Origin of the sequence: Henriciella sp., assembly GCF_029936995.1 — a bacterium.
Classification (GTDB): Bacteria; Pseudomonadota; Alphaproteobacteria; order Caulobacterales; family Hyphomonadaceae; genus Henriciella.
Genome location: NZ_JAPYRE010000004.1, coordinates 240,884 through 254,871 on the forward strand (window position 1 = coordinate 240,884; position 13,988 = coordinate 254,871).

General features: G+C 59.5%; 15 protein-coding genes. 5 read left to right on the forward strand and 10 right to left on the reverse strand.

Annotated elements, in window-relative coordinates; all coding sequences use genetic code 11:
* Window positions 1-56: 56 nt before the first annotated feature.
* Window positions 57-479, reverse strand: a complete 423-nt coding sequence (gene msrB / locus Q1K31_RS10530; protein WP_300379212.1) for a peptide-methionine (R)-S-oxide reductase MsrB — start codon at window positions 477-479, stop codon at window positions 57-59.
* A gap of 111 nt (window positions 480-590) precedes the next feature.
* Complete coding sequence (locus Q1K31_RS10535; RefSeq protein ID WP_300379213.1) at window positions 591-1,046, reverse strand: MaoC family dehydratase; 456 nt, start codon at window positions 1,044-1,046, stop codon at window positions 591-593.
* A gap of 189 nt (window positions 1,047-1,235) precedes the next feature.
* On the opposite strand from Q1K31_RS10535, the gene Q1K31_RS10540 reads away from it, so the two are divergent.
* The gene (locus Q1K31_RS10540; protein ID WP_300379214.1) at window positions 1,236-1,589 is read left to right on the forward strand and encodes a DUF4870 domain-containing protein; all 354 of its coding nucleotides are present in this window, start codon (window positions 1,236-1,238) and stop codon (window positions 1,587-1,589) included.
* Here Q1K31_RS10540 and Q1K31_RS10545 read toward each other — a convergent pair.
* Window positions 1,586-2,995 carry a GH1 family beta-glucosidase gene (locus Q1K31_RS10545; RefSeq protein ID WP_300379215.1) on the reverse strand — a complete coding sequence of 470 codons (1,410 nt, stop codon included), beginning with the start codon at window positions 2,993-2,995 and terminating at the stop codon, window positions 1,586-1,588. The two genes, Q1K31_RS10540 and Q1K31_RS10545, sit on opposite strands and share 4 nt — an antisense overlap.
* A complete protein-coding gene (locus tag Q1K31_RS10550; protein ID WP_300379216.1) occupies window positions 2,988-4,538 on the reverse strand; it encodes an acyl-CoA synthetase in 1,551 nt (516 codons plus the stop codon). Before Q1K31_RS10550 ends, Q1K31_RS10545 begins: the two co-directional genes overlap by 8 nt.
* A 268-nt stretch (window positions 4,539-4,806) precedes the next feature.
* Here Q1K31_RS10550 and Q1K31_RS10555 point away from each other — a divergent pair, with 268 nt between their 5' ends.
* On the forward strand, window positions 4,807-5,745 hold the full coding sequence (locus Q1K31_RS10555; RefSeq protein WP_300379217.1) for a hypothetical protein: 939 nt from the start codon (window positions 4,807-4,809) through the stop codon (window positions 5,743-5,745).
* A 4-nt stretch (window positions 5,746-5,749) separates the two neighbouring features.
* On the opposite strand, the gene Q1K31_RS10560 is transcribed toward Q1K31_RS10555, so the two are convergent.
* The 4 genes from Q1K31_RS10560 to Q1K31_RS10575 form a co-directional block, all read right to left on the reverse strand.
* Window positions 5,750-6,241 carry a hypothetical protein gene (locus Q1K31_RS10560; protein ID WP_300379218.1) on the reverse strand — a complete coding sequence of 164 codons (492 nt, stop codon included), beginning with the start codon at window positions 6,239-6,241 and terminating at the stop codon, window positions 5,750-5,752.
* Window positions 6,242-6,388: 147 nt separating this feature from the next.
* The gene (locus tag Q1K31_RS10565; protein ID WP_300379219.1) at window positions 6,389-6,562 is read right to left on the reverse strand and encodes a hypothetical protein; all 174 of its coding nucleotides are present in this window, start codon (window positions 6,560-6,562) and stop codon (window positions 6,389-6,391) included.
* Window positions 6,563-6,693: 131 nt separating this feature from the next.
* A complete protein-coding gene (locus tag Q1K31_RS10570) occupies window positions 6,694-7,656 on the reverse strand; it encodes a sterol desaturase family protein (RefSeq protein ID WP_300379220.1) in 963 nt (320 codons plus the stop codon).
* 105 nt (window positions 7,657-7,761) lie between these two features.
* Complete coding sequence (locus Q1K31_RS10575; protein WP_300379221.1) at window positions 7,762-8,685, reverse strand: sterol desaturase family protein; 924 nt, start codon at window positions 8,683-8,685, stop codon at window positions 7,762-7,764.
* Window positions 8,686-8,818: 133 nt separating this feature from the next.
* Here Q1K31_RS10575 and Q1K31_RS10580 point away from each other — a divergent pair, with 133 nt between their 5' ends.
* Window positions 8,819-9,736, forward strand: a complete 918-nt coding sequence (locus tag Q1K31_RS10580) for a crotonase/enoyl-CoA hydratase family protein (RefSeq protein WP_300379222.1) — start codon at window positions 8,819-8,821, stop codon at window positions 9,734-9,736.
* A 100-nt stretch (window positions 9,737-9,836) separates the two neighbouring features.
* On the opposite strand, the gene Q1K31_RS10585 is transcribed toward Q1K31_RS10580, so the two are convergent.
* Window positions 9,837-10,418: a hypothetical protein gene (locus tag Q1K31_RS10585; protein WP_300379223.1), complete on the reverse strand. Its 582-nt coding sequence runs from the start codon at window positions 10,416-10,418 to the stop codon at window positions 9,837-9,839.
* 129 nt (window positions 10,419-10,547) lie between these two features.
* Entirely contained in the window at window positions 10,548-12,011 is a 1,464-nt protein-coding gene (locus tag Q1K31_RS10590) for an MFS transporter (RefSeq protein WP_300379224.1), read from the reverse strand.
* A 179-nt stretch (window positions 12,012-12,190) separates the two neighbouring features.
* On the opposite strand from Q1K31_RS10590, the gene Q1K31_RS10595 reads away from it, so the two are divergent.
* Together Q1K31_RS10595 and Q1K31_RS10600 are read left to right on the forward strand one after the other, a co-directional pair.
* The gene (locus tag Q1K31_RS10595) at window positions 12,191-12,658 is read left to right on the forward strand and encodes a hypothetical protein (RefSeq protein WP_300379225.1); all 468 of its coding nucleotides are present in this window, start codon (window positions 12,191-12,193) and stop codon (window positions 12,656-12,658) included.
* A gap of 71 nt (window positions 12,659-12,729) precedes the next feature.
* Window positions 12,730-13,938: a DUF2336 domain-containing protein gene (locus Q1K31_RS10600; protein WP_300379226.1), complete on the forward strand. Its 1,209-nt coding sequence runs from the start codon at window positions 12,730-12,732 to the stop codon at window positions 13,936-13,938.
* Window positions 13,939-13,988: the final 50 nt, after the last annotated feature.

The window sequence follows — 13,988 nt, forward strand, 5'->3', positions numbered from 1 at the left end:
TGATAAGCGCCCGCCCGGTATTGTCCAGCTTGGACTTGGGCCGCTTCGTTCGCGGCTCAGGCTGGTTTGAATTCCAGCACGACACCATTGATGCACCAGCGCTCGCCGGTCGGATCCGGGCCGTCCTTGAAGACATGGCCCATATGCAGCCCGCAGGTCGCGCAGTGGCATTCCTTGCGCGGCATGATCATCTTGAAGTCGGTCTTGGTGTCGACAGCTGTTTCCCGGATCGGCTTGTAGAAGCTTGGCCAGCCTGTGCCGGAGTCGAACTTGTGTTCCGATGACCAGAGGGGCGTGTCGCAACCGACGCAATGAAAAACGCCGTCGCGTTTCTCGCTGTCATGATTGCCTGGCGAAAAAGGACGTTCGGTGCCTTCCTTTACGCCGACGCGAAACTGTTCCTCGGTCAGGATTTCGCGCCATTCCTTTGTTGACCGCGAGACCCGTTTGAAATTGTCGGCCGGTTTGGGGGGAATCATTTGCGGCTCCTTCATCTGTATCTTGATGATGAATATAGGACCGGCAGGACAGACGAAAAAGGCCGGGCGCTTCTGGCCCGGCCTCAAGGTCCTGTGAACGGCTAGCGAGCCTTAGCCGTAGAGTACGGTAAGCGTCTCGGCGACGAGGGCCGGGCGGTCCTGGCCTTCGACCTCGATCGTCGCTTCCATACGGGTCTGCTTGCCGCCAGCCTTGTCTTCAACAGCGAGACATTTCTGGCGCAGGCGTACCTTGGAGCCGACTGGAACCATGTTCGTGAAACGGACCTTGTCCGAGCCATAATTGATGCCACGGGTCGTGCCCTCAACGCGCATGACTTCCGCGCCGAGCATCGGCAGGAGGGACAGCGTCAGGAAGCCGTGCGCGATCGGGCCGCCCATCTCCTTGGTGGCGCGTTCGACATCGACGTGGATCCACTGATGGTCACCGGTCGCGTCGGCAAACTTGTTGACGCGGTCCTGGTCGATCAGGTGCCAGTCGGAGACGCCGACTTCCTTGCCAGCGAGCGATTCGAGGTCCGAGTAATGAATCTTCTTCGGGTCTGCCATGATCTGTTGTTTCCTTCCTCAGAGGCTTTGAATTTGACGGGACTTTTCTGCGCCGGATTTTGCTGTGGTGCAAGACTGCCGGAGGGTGAAGGCGAGTGGCGCACGGACCGGGTTCAGTGATGATTGCCTGATGGTATTAGGCAGACTACGCTTGGGGCCACATCACTGCGCAGCGCTCAAGGGGGCTCCATGTCAGACCAGCAGATTTCGATTGATCCGGGTGAGAAGGGCAACGCCAACCTGGTCTATATTCTCTACCTGGTGAGCCTCGTCATCGGGATCACAAGCATTTTTGGCGTCATCCTCGCCTATACCGGCAAGTCGGGAGCTTCGCCGACGATGGTCAGCCACTACAACAATCAGATCAATATCTTCTGGAAGGCACTGCTCTATGTCATTATTGGCGCAGTGCTGACCATTATCCTGATTGGTGTGATTATCCTGCTGGCGGCAGTGGTCTGGTATATTGTGCGCACCATAAAGGGAATGCAGGCCCTGTCGGCTGACCAGCCGATTGAAGACCCTGGCAGCTGGGGGTTCTAGTCTGGTTCACTATCTGCGGGCGCAGCGTCAGGAATGTCGCTGGCGGGAAACTCGCTGACCGGAGGCTCTTCAACGCGGGGTTCACGCGATTGCGCGATCAGGGCCTGTAGCCAGTCATGGGATGCTTTCGGCGTACGCTCCAGCGTGTCGAAGTCACAGCGGATAACGCCAAAGCGCGTCCGGTAGCCAAGCGCCCATTCGAAATTGTCCATGAGCGACCAGATCAGATAGCCGCGCACGTCCGCGCCCTTGTCGACCGCGTTGAGCAGGGCGTTCAGGTGGCCGGTATAATAATCAATCCGGTTCTGGTCGCGCTCGCCAGCCGGCAGGGCGTCGGCCGTTCCGTTCTCAGTAATGTAGATGGGCAGGCCGGGATAACGCTTCGAGACATCGAGCAGGGCGTCAGTAAAGCTCGGCGGGTCGGCGTGCCAGCCCATCAGCGAGATGTCGGCGCCCAATGGCGGGTCGGCCATCTTCATGCCCGTGCTGTTGCGGGCGGCTTTCGCGTAGAGCGGGCTGTAATAATTCACGCCGAACCAGTCGAGCGGCTGGCGGATGGTTTCCATGTCACCCGGTTTGATCCGGTCACCAAGGCGCTTCGTCATGATCGGGTCGTAACGGCCATGCACCATTGGCTCTGCAAAGGCCCGGTTCCAGTAGGAATCGAGGATACGGGCAGCTTCACGGTCAGCGATCGTCGGGGTGGCAGGTCGCACAGGCTGCATGTTCGGGGCAAGCCCGATGCGGGCGTTTGGCACATTTGAACGGATGACCTGACACGCCTTGCCGTGCGCGAGATTGACGGTGTGGACGGCATCCAGGAACGTCTCGTGGTCTGAAACCCCCGGCGCATGATAGCCAATGAGATAGCCGAAAATGCTGAATACGTTCGGCTCATTGAAGGTGAGCCAGGTCTTTGCGCGGTCACCAAGGCGTGCCGTGACAGTGTTCGCATAGTCAGCAAAGGCATCAGCACAGGCGCGGTCTTCCCAGCCTTTGCCTGCCATGTGGAGCGCATCCGGCAAGTCCCAGTGATAAAGGCAGGGCCAGGGCTCGATTCCGGCTTCCAGAAGGCTGTCCGTCAGCCGGTCGTAGAAATCCAGCCCGGGCTCGTTTACCTCGCCAGTGCCTTCAGGAATGATACGGGGCCATGCGATGGAGAAGCGGTAGGCATCAAGGCCCAGTGTCTTCATGAGGCCGACATCTTGCGCGTAGCGATGATAATGATCGCAGGCTGTGTCGCCGGTTTCCCCACGTTCTACCTTGCCGGGCGTGTGAGAAAAAGTGTCCCAGATCGAGGGCGCCCGGCCATCTTCATCGACCGCGCCTTCGATCTGGTAGGATGCGGTCGAGGCTCCCCAGATGAAACCCTCCGGGAAGCGTGCAGCATCAACAGTCTCAGACAATCCGCGAGTCCTTTTTGCCCCAATAGCGATCTTGTACCAGACGCTTGTAGAGCTTGCCAGTCGGGTGGCGGGGCAGGGCGGGGTCGAAGTCAACGGACTTGGGACATTTGATCTTGGCGAGCTTGGAGCGGCAGAACTCCAGAAGGTCTTCTTCCAGTTCCGGGCCCGGTTCGACGCCTTCGGCCACCTGGACCACGGCTTTTACCTCTTCGCCGAACTCGTCGTTCGGCACCCCGATCACGGCCACATCGGCGACTTTCGGGTGTGTGATGAGAACGTTTTCGGCTTCCTGAGGATAGATGTTCACACCCCCGGAAATGATCATGAAGGCCTTGCGGTCTGTCAGGTAAAGGAAGCCGTCCTCATCGACGCGCCCGACATCACCCAGTGTCGACCAGTCAGGGTGTTTCGGATTGAGGGCGCCCTTCGTCTTGTCGGGGTCATTATGATAATTCGGCGGATTGGTGCCGCCATAATAGATCGTGCCGGGTTCACCGACCGCGACTTCATTGCCATCATCGTCGCAGATGTGCAGCTCGCCATGGACCGGCTTGCCGACGGAACCCTTATGGTTGAGCCAGTCATGCGAGTTGATCCAAGTCATGCCATTACCTTCAGAACCGGCATAATATTCCTCGATCACAGGCCCCCACCAATCGATCATCTGTTCCTTGACCGGGACAGGGCAGGGCGCAGCCGCGTGAATGGCGCAACGCAGGGACGAAACATCATACTTCTTGCGTGCCTCCTCCGGCAGCTTGAGCATCTTCACGAACATGGTGGGCACGAGCTGGGTGTGCGTGACCTTGTACGTCTCGACGCATTCGAGGAATTTTTCCGGATCGAACTTTTCCATGATGACCAGCGTCGCGCCGAAGCGGGTAAACGTCATGCACCAGCGCAGCGGGGCGGCATGATAGAGCGGAGCCGGGGAAAGATAGACCATGTCATCGCCGTCGGCGCGGGCGAGGACCTTGGCCAGCTGGACCAGCACGTTTGGCTCATCAATCGGCGTATCGGGTTCCAGCGCCGGGCGGATGCCCTTTGGACGTCCGGTCGTGCCTGAAGAGTAGAGCATGTCAGTGCCGGCCATCTCGTCGGCGATAGGGGTGTCGGGCTGTCTGGAATAGAGCTCTTCCAGCTTCTGGTGGCCATCAATGGCGCCATCGATGGCCCAGTAGGCCTGAAGCTCCGTTATGGTTTTTACCTCTGTTGCCACACTGGCGAGACTTGCCGAACTGATCAGCACCTTGGCGCCTGAATCCTCGACAATGTACTGGACTTCCGGTGGCGTCAGGCGTGAGGAAATGCAGACATAGTATAGCCCCGAGCGCTGAGCGGCCCAGGCGATCTCGAAATAGCGCGCGCTGTTTTCTGCGAAGATGGCGATGGTGTCGCCGGGATTGATGCCGTTCTCGCGGAAAAGATGCGCAATCTGGTTGGAGCGCTGGTCAAGCTGTTTGAACGTGACCTGCTCACCGGAATTCGCCATGATATAGGCGGCGTGGTCGGGCTTGGTTTTCGCGAAATGGCTGGGATGCATTCTGACTTTTCCTCCGGGCGGGCACCCTTGCAACCGGGCGCGTCTCAACACTCACGAGGGGTGTTTTAGCAATCGGAATCTGCGCGTCCATAGCCGACGCAGGGGAAGGGAAGACTCGCGACCCGGCTTGCAATCCAAAGTGGAACAGTTGAAACCTTGTCGTGTGGTTTTACCGATACGAGTCTCGTCGATCAGTCGATGCCTGTGTGCCGGCAAGTTCGCCGCGTTTTCCATATCGCACTGGGGATTGGCATTGGCTGTCGTGGCCATGTCGTCTTGTGCCAGCCGGGCTCCTGAGATCGACACAGAGTTCTTTTCGACGAGTGAAATTCAGGCTGCTACAGGCGCTGCATACGCCGTCGGCATTCAACTCCAAAAGCGAAATGGGACGATGGTCTATCGCACCTACTCACTCGGTGGGGACGTCCCCCTGCCTGTGCAAGAATACGATGTTGAGTGTTCCTATGTCACAGCTCAAACCGAGGTTCGAATACATTCATTAAATGACGGGCCGGCATGGACCTGTCCTGAGTTCGATCCAGGAGTTATCGTTTCAGGAGCCCAACGTCTGACGGGGCGTTCCCTTGTTGTTGACTTATACCGGGATGATGAGCGCGAATTTTATCACAGATATGAAGGACGTCTGTTGAATAACGATTCTCCAATCACGGTCGCTTTCACATTTCGGGAAACGATGTCTTTCAACAGAACGCTCGCCGCGGTTCTGCACGAGGTCTTTCACATCCACGATAATGCACTGGCCAGCAATCTCCAGTCGATCCAGGAAGAGATCAATGCCGACCTGTTCGGTATGTGCGTCGTTGTGCCTTCGCCGGGCTCTCGATATTCCGCCGAGGTATTTGAACGTTCAGAATGGGCAATGAGAGCTTCGACGATTGTTGATGAGAGTACTGGTGAAAGACGTGAAGTCAGATCCCGCTCAGATCTTGAACTCCTGCTGCGGGCGATGCTGGAATACAATGAAGTTTACCAAGCTTCTGATTATGCTGAAGTCCCTCGTGAGGTCCAATTCGTCTATTCCACCTTTTCAGAGCTAGTATTTAGATATCTCGCCTACTATGGCTCAGACGAGCCTACGACAGAACGCTTCGAGGCCCTTTGCAGCAGCCTCTGGCGAGACAATTTCAGCCAGCCGCTGACAATGGAACATATAGAAAGCGCCGACGCCGTGAGTGCTGCGAACTAGCCGCTCACGCCCGCCCGCCAGCGACGGCGTGCAGCGTGCCTGTACGTGGACGCCGGGTAACGACAGGATAGGGCAGGGCGATATGATAGCCGTGATGGGCGAAAATCGTTGCAATGCTGTCGGTCAGGCTGGTCAAGGCAGTATCCGGCGCGCTCGCGGTGAGCCAGGTCAGGTGGGCGTCTCTTAGTGCCTCATCCTGCATCTGCGCGGCGGCGAAGACGGTCAGCAGCGAAAGCTCGTCCCGGGTGATGCGCGCACAGCCAGGCATGGCGAGGCTGACCTTGCGCCGTCCGTCATGACCGATGAAGCGGGCCATTGCCAGCATGTGTCCGAGCACGGGCGCCCCGTCCGTATCGAATGCGTTCTCGAAACCGCGCACGATGGTGCAGCAGCCAGCTCCACCCATGGCGCAGGCCCGGAAGCCCCAGATAGCGAGCCCGGATGCCTTGCCCAATTCCGGCAGGTAGGTGTCTGTGACGAAGGTGTTGTTTCGCATGGGACGTGGTTCCGCGTGGGTAAGGGCTTCGGGAGCGTGAGAAGGTATGCCGTGACGCCCCGCGATCAGGGCTAGGGAGGAAACGCGCGCCTCATGATCGCAACCAGGAGCGACCCAGGAGTGGGACGCCACGACAATCTCGGTGGTTCAGGCGGCGATCTGGCGATGTGTGAGGTCAGCCAGCTGCGTGGCCAGCCAGGTTTCGTGGCGGGCGATGGCATTGGCCTTGTGGCTGTCACTGACTGTCAGGCGCCAGCCCCGCATAAGGGCCAGCTGTTCGCGCAGCCATTCAACGGAATAGGCATCTGGTTCGCTGGTCATGAAACCTCCTCTTCGGTGTCAGAAGACCAGACTATGCGAATGAGAATGATTTGCAAGTATAATTTTTGGTTATTTCGGCGCGATGGCGGTGCGGTAAGTCAGGCGCTGTCCTGAAGAGGGTGTGCGTGCGGCTATTCCGCCGCGACGCGAAAGGCTTCGGGTGCGGAATCTTCAATGATGCGATTGCCGGTGTTTTCATAGCCAGTGTGGCCAGCGCACCATCCCGCCTTGATTTCCTCGCTTCGCTGGTGACGTCCATCTGGGCACCAGCCGGGCGGGTTGAGCGCGCGCATCGCCCAACGGTGAGGTCTCAGGCCATCACGCCGGAAGTCCGCAAACAGGCCGGCAAAGCCATGATAGGCGACGATGACAGGATTGTGGGTCTCAAGCGGTGTCACAATGCCATAGCGCGTCGCCTCTTCGGCTTCTTCCGGCATGAAGGTGCCGAACAGCCGGTCCCAGACAATCAGCGTGCCGCCGAAATTGGTGTCGAGATATTCCGGATTGGTCGCATGATGGACGCGGTGATGGCTTGGTGTGACGAAGACCGCCTCGACAGGGCCGGGAAGTTTGCCGATGGCTTCGGTATGGATCCAGAGCTGGTAAGCGAGATGTGCCGTGGAGGCACCAAGCACCAGCGAGACCGGAAAGCCGAGCACGACCATCGGTCCGCCCGTCAGCAACAGGCCGGTAAGCGGACCCGTCCAGGGCTGTCTCAGGGCCGTAGTGAGATTGTAGTGCTCACTGGAATGATGGGTCACATGCTCGGCCCAGAACCAGCGGGCACGATGGCCGATCCGGTGCTTCCAGTAATACAGGAAATCATGGACAAGAAAGGCACCTGCCGCGGCTGTGACGCTCAGGCCAAGGTCGAGAACCTGCACCTTTGCTGCTAGCGTCAGCACCCAGAATGAGAGAAAGGCGAGAGTGGAATTGATGAGGATGTTGCCCGCGCCCATCGTCAGCGATGTCAGGGCGTCTTTCGCGCAGTAACGGCCATTGATCCGGCCCTTCCGCACGGCCCACCACTCTGTCGCGATGGCTGCCAGCACGATGGGTGTCGCTATCATCCCCAAGGCAGGCAGGTCAGGCATTCAGACGGGCTCCTCACGCAATACTCACGAACACTTCACATAAAGGTGAGGTCTCGCTTATCGAAAGAGGGCCACTGGTGAAAGGCCGGTGGAATTACAGTTTGCTCAGGATCCGGGCAGTCCCGGTGTGCCGGTCTCCTGCGGGTTATCACGCAGGTATGCGGCCTTGAGTTCGGCTGAACGGGTGTGCTGGCCGTCCGGGGACCAGCCGGGGCCGTTGATGGCGCGGCGAACCCAGCGGTCAGGGCGAAGGCCATCGCGCCAGCAATCCCGGGCAAGCCCGGCGGCTTCGTGAAAAGCAACGGTGAGCGGGTTGTAGCTCTCGAGCGGTTTGACAGTGCCATAGCGTGGCGGATCGCTCTCAAGCTCCGGTACGAAGCTTCCGAAAAGCCTGTCCCAGATGATGAAGACACCAGCATAGTTTGCGTCGAGATAACGGGGGTTGGTGGCGTGATGGACGCGGTGATGGGAAGGTGTGTTCATCACGGCCTCGAACCAGCGCGGCATTTTCCCGATGCTCTCTGTATGGATCCAGAACTGGTAGAGAAGGTTCAGCCCGCCAGTGAAAAAGATGAAGAGCGGGTGGAAACCGATCATGACGAGGGGCAGGCCAAGCAGGATAAGCCCGGTGAAAGGGCCAAACCAGGGCTGGCGCAGCGCGGTGGTCAGATTGTAATGGCCGGAGGAGTGATGCGTGACATGCTCCATCCAGAACCAGCGCATCCGGTGGGCGAAGCGGTGCTTCCAGTAGTAGACGAAATCATAGGCAAGAAAGAGCGCGAGAAAGCTCCACCAAGTCACCGGGATTTCCGCAATCCGGTAGGGCCAGGCAAGCAACATCATGCCGAGCGCGACAGCACCTGTCAGCGTATTTACAACCAGATTGCCCGTGCCCATGGCAAGCGATGTCAGTGCATCCTTGGTGTCATAGCGCCCGCCCGCACGGCCCGATTTCACGGCCCACCACTCCAGGGCGACGGCGAGGACAAAGGCTGGTGCGGCCAGTGTTGTGGGCGAGGGAAAGTCCATGGCGCAGAAAATGACACGCGCGTCACGGGATTTGAAGGCAGTAAATACCGTTCCGATTGGCGCTTGACGGACGCGGGGGAAATCCGCCTCTCTGGCCTCAGCTTTTATCAGAACACCTACAGGGAGAAAGCCAATGAGCGCCACCACCATCAAGGAATTCGAGCAGATCAAGCTGGAGAAGGAAGACGGTATTGCGGTGCTAACGCTTTACCGGCCGGAGAAGATGAACGCCTTCACCGGCAAGATGATGCAGGAAATGATCGCCGCCTTCGACGAGACCGACAAGGATGATGATGTAAAGGTCGTCATCGTGACCGGGGATGGCGAGCGGGCCTTTTGCGCCGGGGCAGACCTTTCTGAAGGTGCGAAGACGTTCGACTACGATGCCCGCAAGGGCGATGGAGAGGCCGGTCGCTCCACTGACGAAGATGTAAAGCGCGATGGCGGTGGCCGCGTCACGCTACGCATCTTTGAGAGCCTGAAGCCCGTCATCGGCGCGATCAATGGCGCAGCTGTCGGCATCGGTGTGACGATGCAATTGCCCATGGATATCCGTATCGCGGCCGACAATGCGCGGTTCGGTTTTGTCTTCAACAGCCGCGGGATCAATCCGGAAGCTGCTTCCAGCTGGTTCCTGCCGCGCCTTGTCGGCATCTCCAAAGCGCTAGAGTGGTGCTATACGGGGCGTGTTTTCCCCGCCTCGGAAGCGCTCTCCGGCGGTCTGGTTTCTGAAGTCGTGCCGCAGGCTGACCTGATGAAGCGGGCGAAAGAGCTTGCCCGCGAAATGGCTGACAAGACTGCCCCCGTTTCCAACGCGCTGACGCGTCACATGATGTGGCGCATGCTTGGGGCGTCTCACCCGATGGATGCGCATATCGTTGATTCGGCTGCTATCTATGAGCGGGGCCAGTCACCGGATGCGAAAGAAGGCGTGATGAGCTTCCTCGAAAAGCGCCCGGCCGAGTATACCGGCAAGGTCTCCAATGAAATGCCGAGCTTCTTCCCCTGGTGGGATGATCCGGCATTCAAATGGATTTCCAAGAAAGGCTGAAGAGTTGGGCGGGCAACCACGTGGACTGAACTGGCTGCCCGCCCCAGAGGCCGGATCGGGGGTCGAGGGGGAGGAAACCACCGGCCTCTGTGTCCTTCAGCTAGTTGTCGGGCATCATGCGTGTGGCCCTGGAGCCGCCGCGACGGCCCATGCCAGCGCGTGGTACGTCGAAAACAAGTTCGCTGCGTTCAAGCTGCCCGTCGCCGGAACTGTCATGTTTCTCGAACTCGGCGCGTAGACGCGCCTCGAACTCGGCCCGGCTGATCTGTCCATTAAGATTGGTGTCGAAGGCGACGGATGATGGCTGGGCATCGGCTGAGCCCAGGGCTGCAACCAGCCAGCTGGAGAGGTCCAGCGGCTTGATGGCGGAATCTCCGCCTGAAAGATTGTCCCAGATGCGATCCGATGCCATTGCCAGTTCAGAGCGGTCGACCAGCATGTCCTGATCTGCATCCATGCTGGCAAACAGGAGCGCGACCGGGCGGGCAAGAGGGCCTGACAGGTTGCTTGCGCCACCACGTCTGTCGTCCATCCCGCCCCGCTGTCCGCCGGATACACCATCTCCCGGTCCGCCGGGTGGACCGCCCCGCCTGCCCGGGCCGGACGACGTACACGCGCCGAGCGCCAGAGCAGCCGCGAAGAATATAAGCAGACGAGAAGAAGTCGTGGGAGAAAAACGCATGGACGGACCTTCCTGCAGTGCGCCCTGAGAGCGCTGTTATCTGAATGCAGGAGATAGAAAGAGGGTAGCCCCTATTTCCGTCGCAAATGCTGTATTAAATGATCTTCACGTTCCTGGAGCGTTGTTTGATCACTCTTTTTTGGTGACGACACTCTTCATGTTCCATATCTCCGTGCGCAGGGCGAGCCAGACGATCAGGACCGTCATGCCGGTCGCCGGGACCACGGCAACCCGCTGAGGATCATCGGGGAAGAAGTCGACCAGCCAGCCCATGAGAGCGGCCCCAAAGGGCGCGCCGGCCATGAAGCCCAGCTGGTAGATCGACAGGACGCGCGCGAGCTGGTTTCGCGGCGCGGCATCCTGGACGATGGAGCGGCTGGTGGCGATCGAGATGCCTGCGGCCAGGCCCCACACGAAGACGATGGCCAGGAAAATCCAGTGCGGGGGCCGGCCCAGCATGATCAGGATGGCCAGCGAGCCGATCAGCTGCGCGGTGAGCAGGAGGCGACCCTGACGCTTGACATTGCGAAAGACCGACAGGGCGACAGATGAAACAAACGCGCCGAGCCAGAACGTCACGAACATGTCGCGGATGCCGTCCGAGGAGAGGCCGTAGAGATCCCGGTTGATAATCGGCAGCACGACAAGAAAGGAACCGATCACGAAGATACCGACCCCGAACATCAAAACGGTCATCGCCCATAGCTTGCCGTTTGCGAAAACGACCTGGAAGCCTTCCTTGATGTCCCCGATAGCCGCGCCGACGCCTGACCGGCCTGTCTGCACGCTGCGTCCGCGCGCCAGGAAAATAGCGAAGCCCGTGCCCAGCCCGGCGATGATGGCCTGGAAGGCCAGAAGCCGCCAGCTTGCAATCGGGCCGACGGAAAACCCACCCAGCCATGCCGGCATGCGGGTAAGCTTGTCGGCATATCCGCCAATGATAAGCCCGGCGATCTGCGCGGCAAATTGCGCGATGGTCGCGAAGGCGACGCCCTGCTGGAGCGTGACGCCGGAGCCGATGCGCGAGCGGCGTTCGACCACTTCGTTGATGATGGAATCGCGCGCAGGCATCATGAAAGCGCCAACCGTGCCCATGGCGAGCCCGTAAATGATCATGAATCCATAGGCGAGATTGCCGGTCGCGATCACGATGGCGAGCGCGGCGGCGGGCAGGGCGGCTGCAAAGTGCAGGGACATCAGCAGCGGTTTGCCGCGCGTACGCTCGGCGACCACACCGCCGAGCAGTAGGAAAATGACGGAAGGGCCGGACAGCGCCATATTGGCAAGCCCGAGTTCGGTGCCGTCGAGACCCAGCCGGTTGGTAATGAGATAGGGGAACAGCACCATCTGTAGCCCGAAGGCGGTAAACCAGCTGCACTGGATCATCAGATAGGCGGGCAGTTCGGACTTCACGCGACGATGCGTGCGCCGGGCAAAGAGTGAGCGGGCGGTGAATTCCAGCGAGGCCCCAGCGCCCGTGGCGCTATCAACACCGCTTACGGGTGACTTGATCTGGACGGTGCGGTCTTCCTCGAGTCCATCAAGGTCCGCTTCCGGATCTGTCTCCTGCCATTTGCGGTCATCGTCCGTCATGCGGAATCTTCTCGCCTCAAAAGCCGGCCACTGTATAGGCCCGCGCTGACGAGAAAAGCAAAAAGGCATTACGGTTCCGCAAGGGCACTCAGGTGTAGGCAGGCCCGAGCGATTGTATTCATCCCGGCCAGTGTCTATTCTTGGCACAGAGTGAGATTCTTGGAGGCAGGGCAGAGTTGATGCGAGGACTGCGCCAACTGGCAAGCTGGGGGCTCGCCCTGTTCCTGATCTTCATGTTCGTGCAGGCCACTCTCCATCCGGTCGGTGAGGCACAGCCGGGCATGGAGCTTCTCCTGGACCCGGCTGGCGAGAACATATTATTCCACACAATGGCAGAGAAGACGGGGCTGAGCTGGCTGGAGCCGGAAGCCCGCTATGCCGTATCGGTCCTGATATTGGTTGCGTGTCTGCTGCTACTCATTCCGCATTCACGGCGGACCGGCGCGATCATTGCTGTCTTTCTCATGAGCGGCGCGATCGCAGCTCATCTATCACCAGAGGTTCTTGGCCGCGAAATTCCGGCGGCGATAGGGAGTGAGGAGAACGACACGGGACGGCAGTTCTCTCTTGTGACGGCAATGTTTGCCCTCTCGATGCTGTTGATCTTTGTCCATCCCGGCAAAAAGCCGGAAACCTTGCGCCGATAGGGCCATACCGGCTGTTAACCTCTTCCTGACAGATTGCTGCCCCAAGCAATCGCACTGAGCCGGACCTCATCATGGCAGAGATTTCAGAGTTCAACGAAGCTCCGAATACTGGTCGCGCCCGTCGTCTCCTCCTTCGCCGCCTGATCGACTTTGTGGCCTTGCCCGCAACAGCCGTGGCACCTCAGGACCGTTCAATGGCAGGCGATATACTTCTCGACATGCTTTTCCATGCCACCGATGAGGAGCGGATTTTCTGTGCCAAGCGGCTCAGGATCACGAAAGAGGCCCCGCGCCGGCTGATGCGTTATCTCGCGCAGAGCGATCTCGATATCGCGCAATACGTGCTTGAGGATAATGAAGTCTACGATTCGGCCGACCTCTGTGAGTTTGCTGACAAGACGAGCATGGAGCACCGGCTGATGATCGCCCGGCGCAAGCGTGTTGCGCCCACCGTGTCGCAGGAACTGTGCAAGCGGGAGGAGCCGACCGTTCTAAAGGCGCTGTTGCAGAACCAGGGTGCCATTATTCCCGAGGCGGGTATGGATTTGCTCGTCCATCATTCCCGCAAGGTTGAGGGGCTTCCCAACCTCATCATCAAGCGTCTTGAGCTGATTCCCAGTCAGGCGATGGCCATGTTCTGGTGGTCGGACGGGCCGACGCGGCGCACGATTTTGAGGCGTCAGGCGGCCGACCGGCTCGAACTGGTCGATCTCTGTTCGGATGTGTTCCCGATTGCGGCAGCGGAAAAATGGTCCGATCCGGTTGCCCGCAAGACATTGCAGCTGATCGAACGGCGCCAGCGCAATCGCCAGGCGATAGACAAGAGCCCATTCGACAATCTCGAGCACGCTGTCGAGACAGCCGCTGAGAAGGGGCTGAACCCGGAACTGGCCCAGGAGATCGGCTTCCTCGCCGGTGTCAAACCCGTGACCATTGCAAAAATTCTGTCCGACCCAGGTGGGGAGGGGCTGGCCGTCCTGTGCAAGGCGACCGGTCTGAAGCGACCGTACCTGACCTTGCTCTGGCAGGCGCTGCGTCGTCCGATGGAGCTTGATGGAGGAGAGCCGCACCCGCAGTTCGCGTACGTCAAGGAGACCTATGAGCTGCTTGCTGTCGCCAAGGCGCAGACAACCTTGCGCTACTGGAACTGGTCCCTGTCATCTTCCTACTCCCCGCAGCAGGCAGCCGCGCCGCAGGCTGCGGAGCTCATGGAGGAAGCTGATGCGGAGTTTTCCGCCTCCCGCCGGACGGCTCGCCTGGTCTTCGGACAGCATGGGTAAAATCACGCCGGCTGCAAAAAGACCGCGTCAAATTGGCCATGCGTGACTGC

What these genes read in the sequence shown, in the direction of transcription:
- Q1K31_RS10565 (WP_300379219.1), bottom strand. Translation starts at nt 6,562, where the DNA reads ATGACCAGCGAACCAGATGCCTATTCCGTTGAATGGCTGCGCGAACAG.
- Q1K31_RS10575 (WP_300379221.1), bottom strand. Translation starts at nt 8,685, where the DNA reads ATGGACTTTCCCTCGCCCACAACACTGGCCGCACCAGCCTTTGTCCTC.
- Q1K31_RS10535 (WP_300379213.1), bottom strand. Translation starts at nt 1,046, where the DNA reads ATGGCAGACCCGAAGAAGATTCATTACTCGGACCTCGAATCGCTCGCT.
- Q1K31_RS10600 (WP_300379226.1), top strand. Translation starts at nt 12,730, where the DNA reads ATGGCAGAGATTTCAGAGTTCAACGAAGCTCCGAATACTGGTCGCGCC.
- msrB (WP_300379212.1), bottom strand. Translation starts at nt 479, where the DNA reads ATGATTCCCCCCAAACCGGCCGACAATTTCAAACGGGTCTCGCGGTCA.
- Q1K31_RS10585 (WP_300379223.1), bottom strand. Translation starts at nt 10,418, where the DNA reads ATGCGTTTTTCTCCCACGACTTCTTCTCGTCTGCTTATATTCTTCGCG.
- Q1K31_RS10580 (WP_300379222.1), top strand. Translation starts at nt 8,819, where the DNA reads ATGAGCGCCACCACCATCAAGGAATTCGAGCAGATCAAGCTGGAGAAG.
- Q1K31_RS10555 (WP_300379217.1), top strand. Translation starts at nt 4,807, where the DNA reads ATGTCGTCTTGTGCCAGCCGGGCTCCTGAGATCGACACAGAGTTCTTT.
- Q1K31_RS10595 (WP_300379225.1), top strand. Translation starts at nt 12,191, where the DNA reads ATGCGAGGACTGCGCCAACTGGCAAGCTGGGGGCTCGCCCTGTTCCTG.
- Q1K31_RS10560 (WP_300379218.1), bottom strand. Translation starts at nt 6,241, where the DNA reads ATGCGAAACAACACCTTCGTCACAGACACCTACCTGCCGGAATTGGGC.
- Q1K31_RS10550 (WP_300379216.1), bottom strand. Translation starts at nt 4,538, where the DNA reads ATGCATCCCAGCCATTTCGCGAAAACCAAGCCCGACCACGCCGCCTAT.
- Q1K31_RS10590 (WP_300379224.1), bottom strand. Translation starts at nt 12,011, where the DNA reads ATGACGGACGATGACCGCAAATGGCAGGAGACAGATCCGGAAGCGGAC.
- Q1K31_RS10570 (WP_300379220.1), bottom strand. Translation starts at nt 7,656, where the DNA reads ATGCCTGACCTGCCTGCCTTGGGGATGATAGCGACACCCATCGTGCTG.
- Q1K31_RS10540 (WP_300379214.1), top strand. Translation starts at nt 1,236, where the DNA reads ATGTCAGACCAGCAGATTTCGATTGATCCGGGTGAGAAGGGCAACGCC.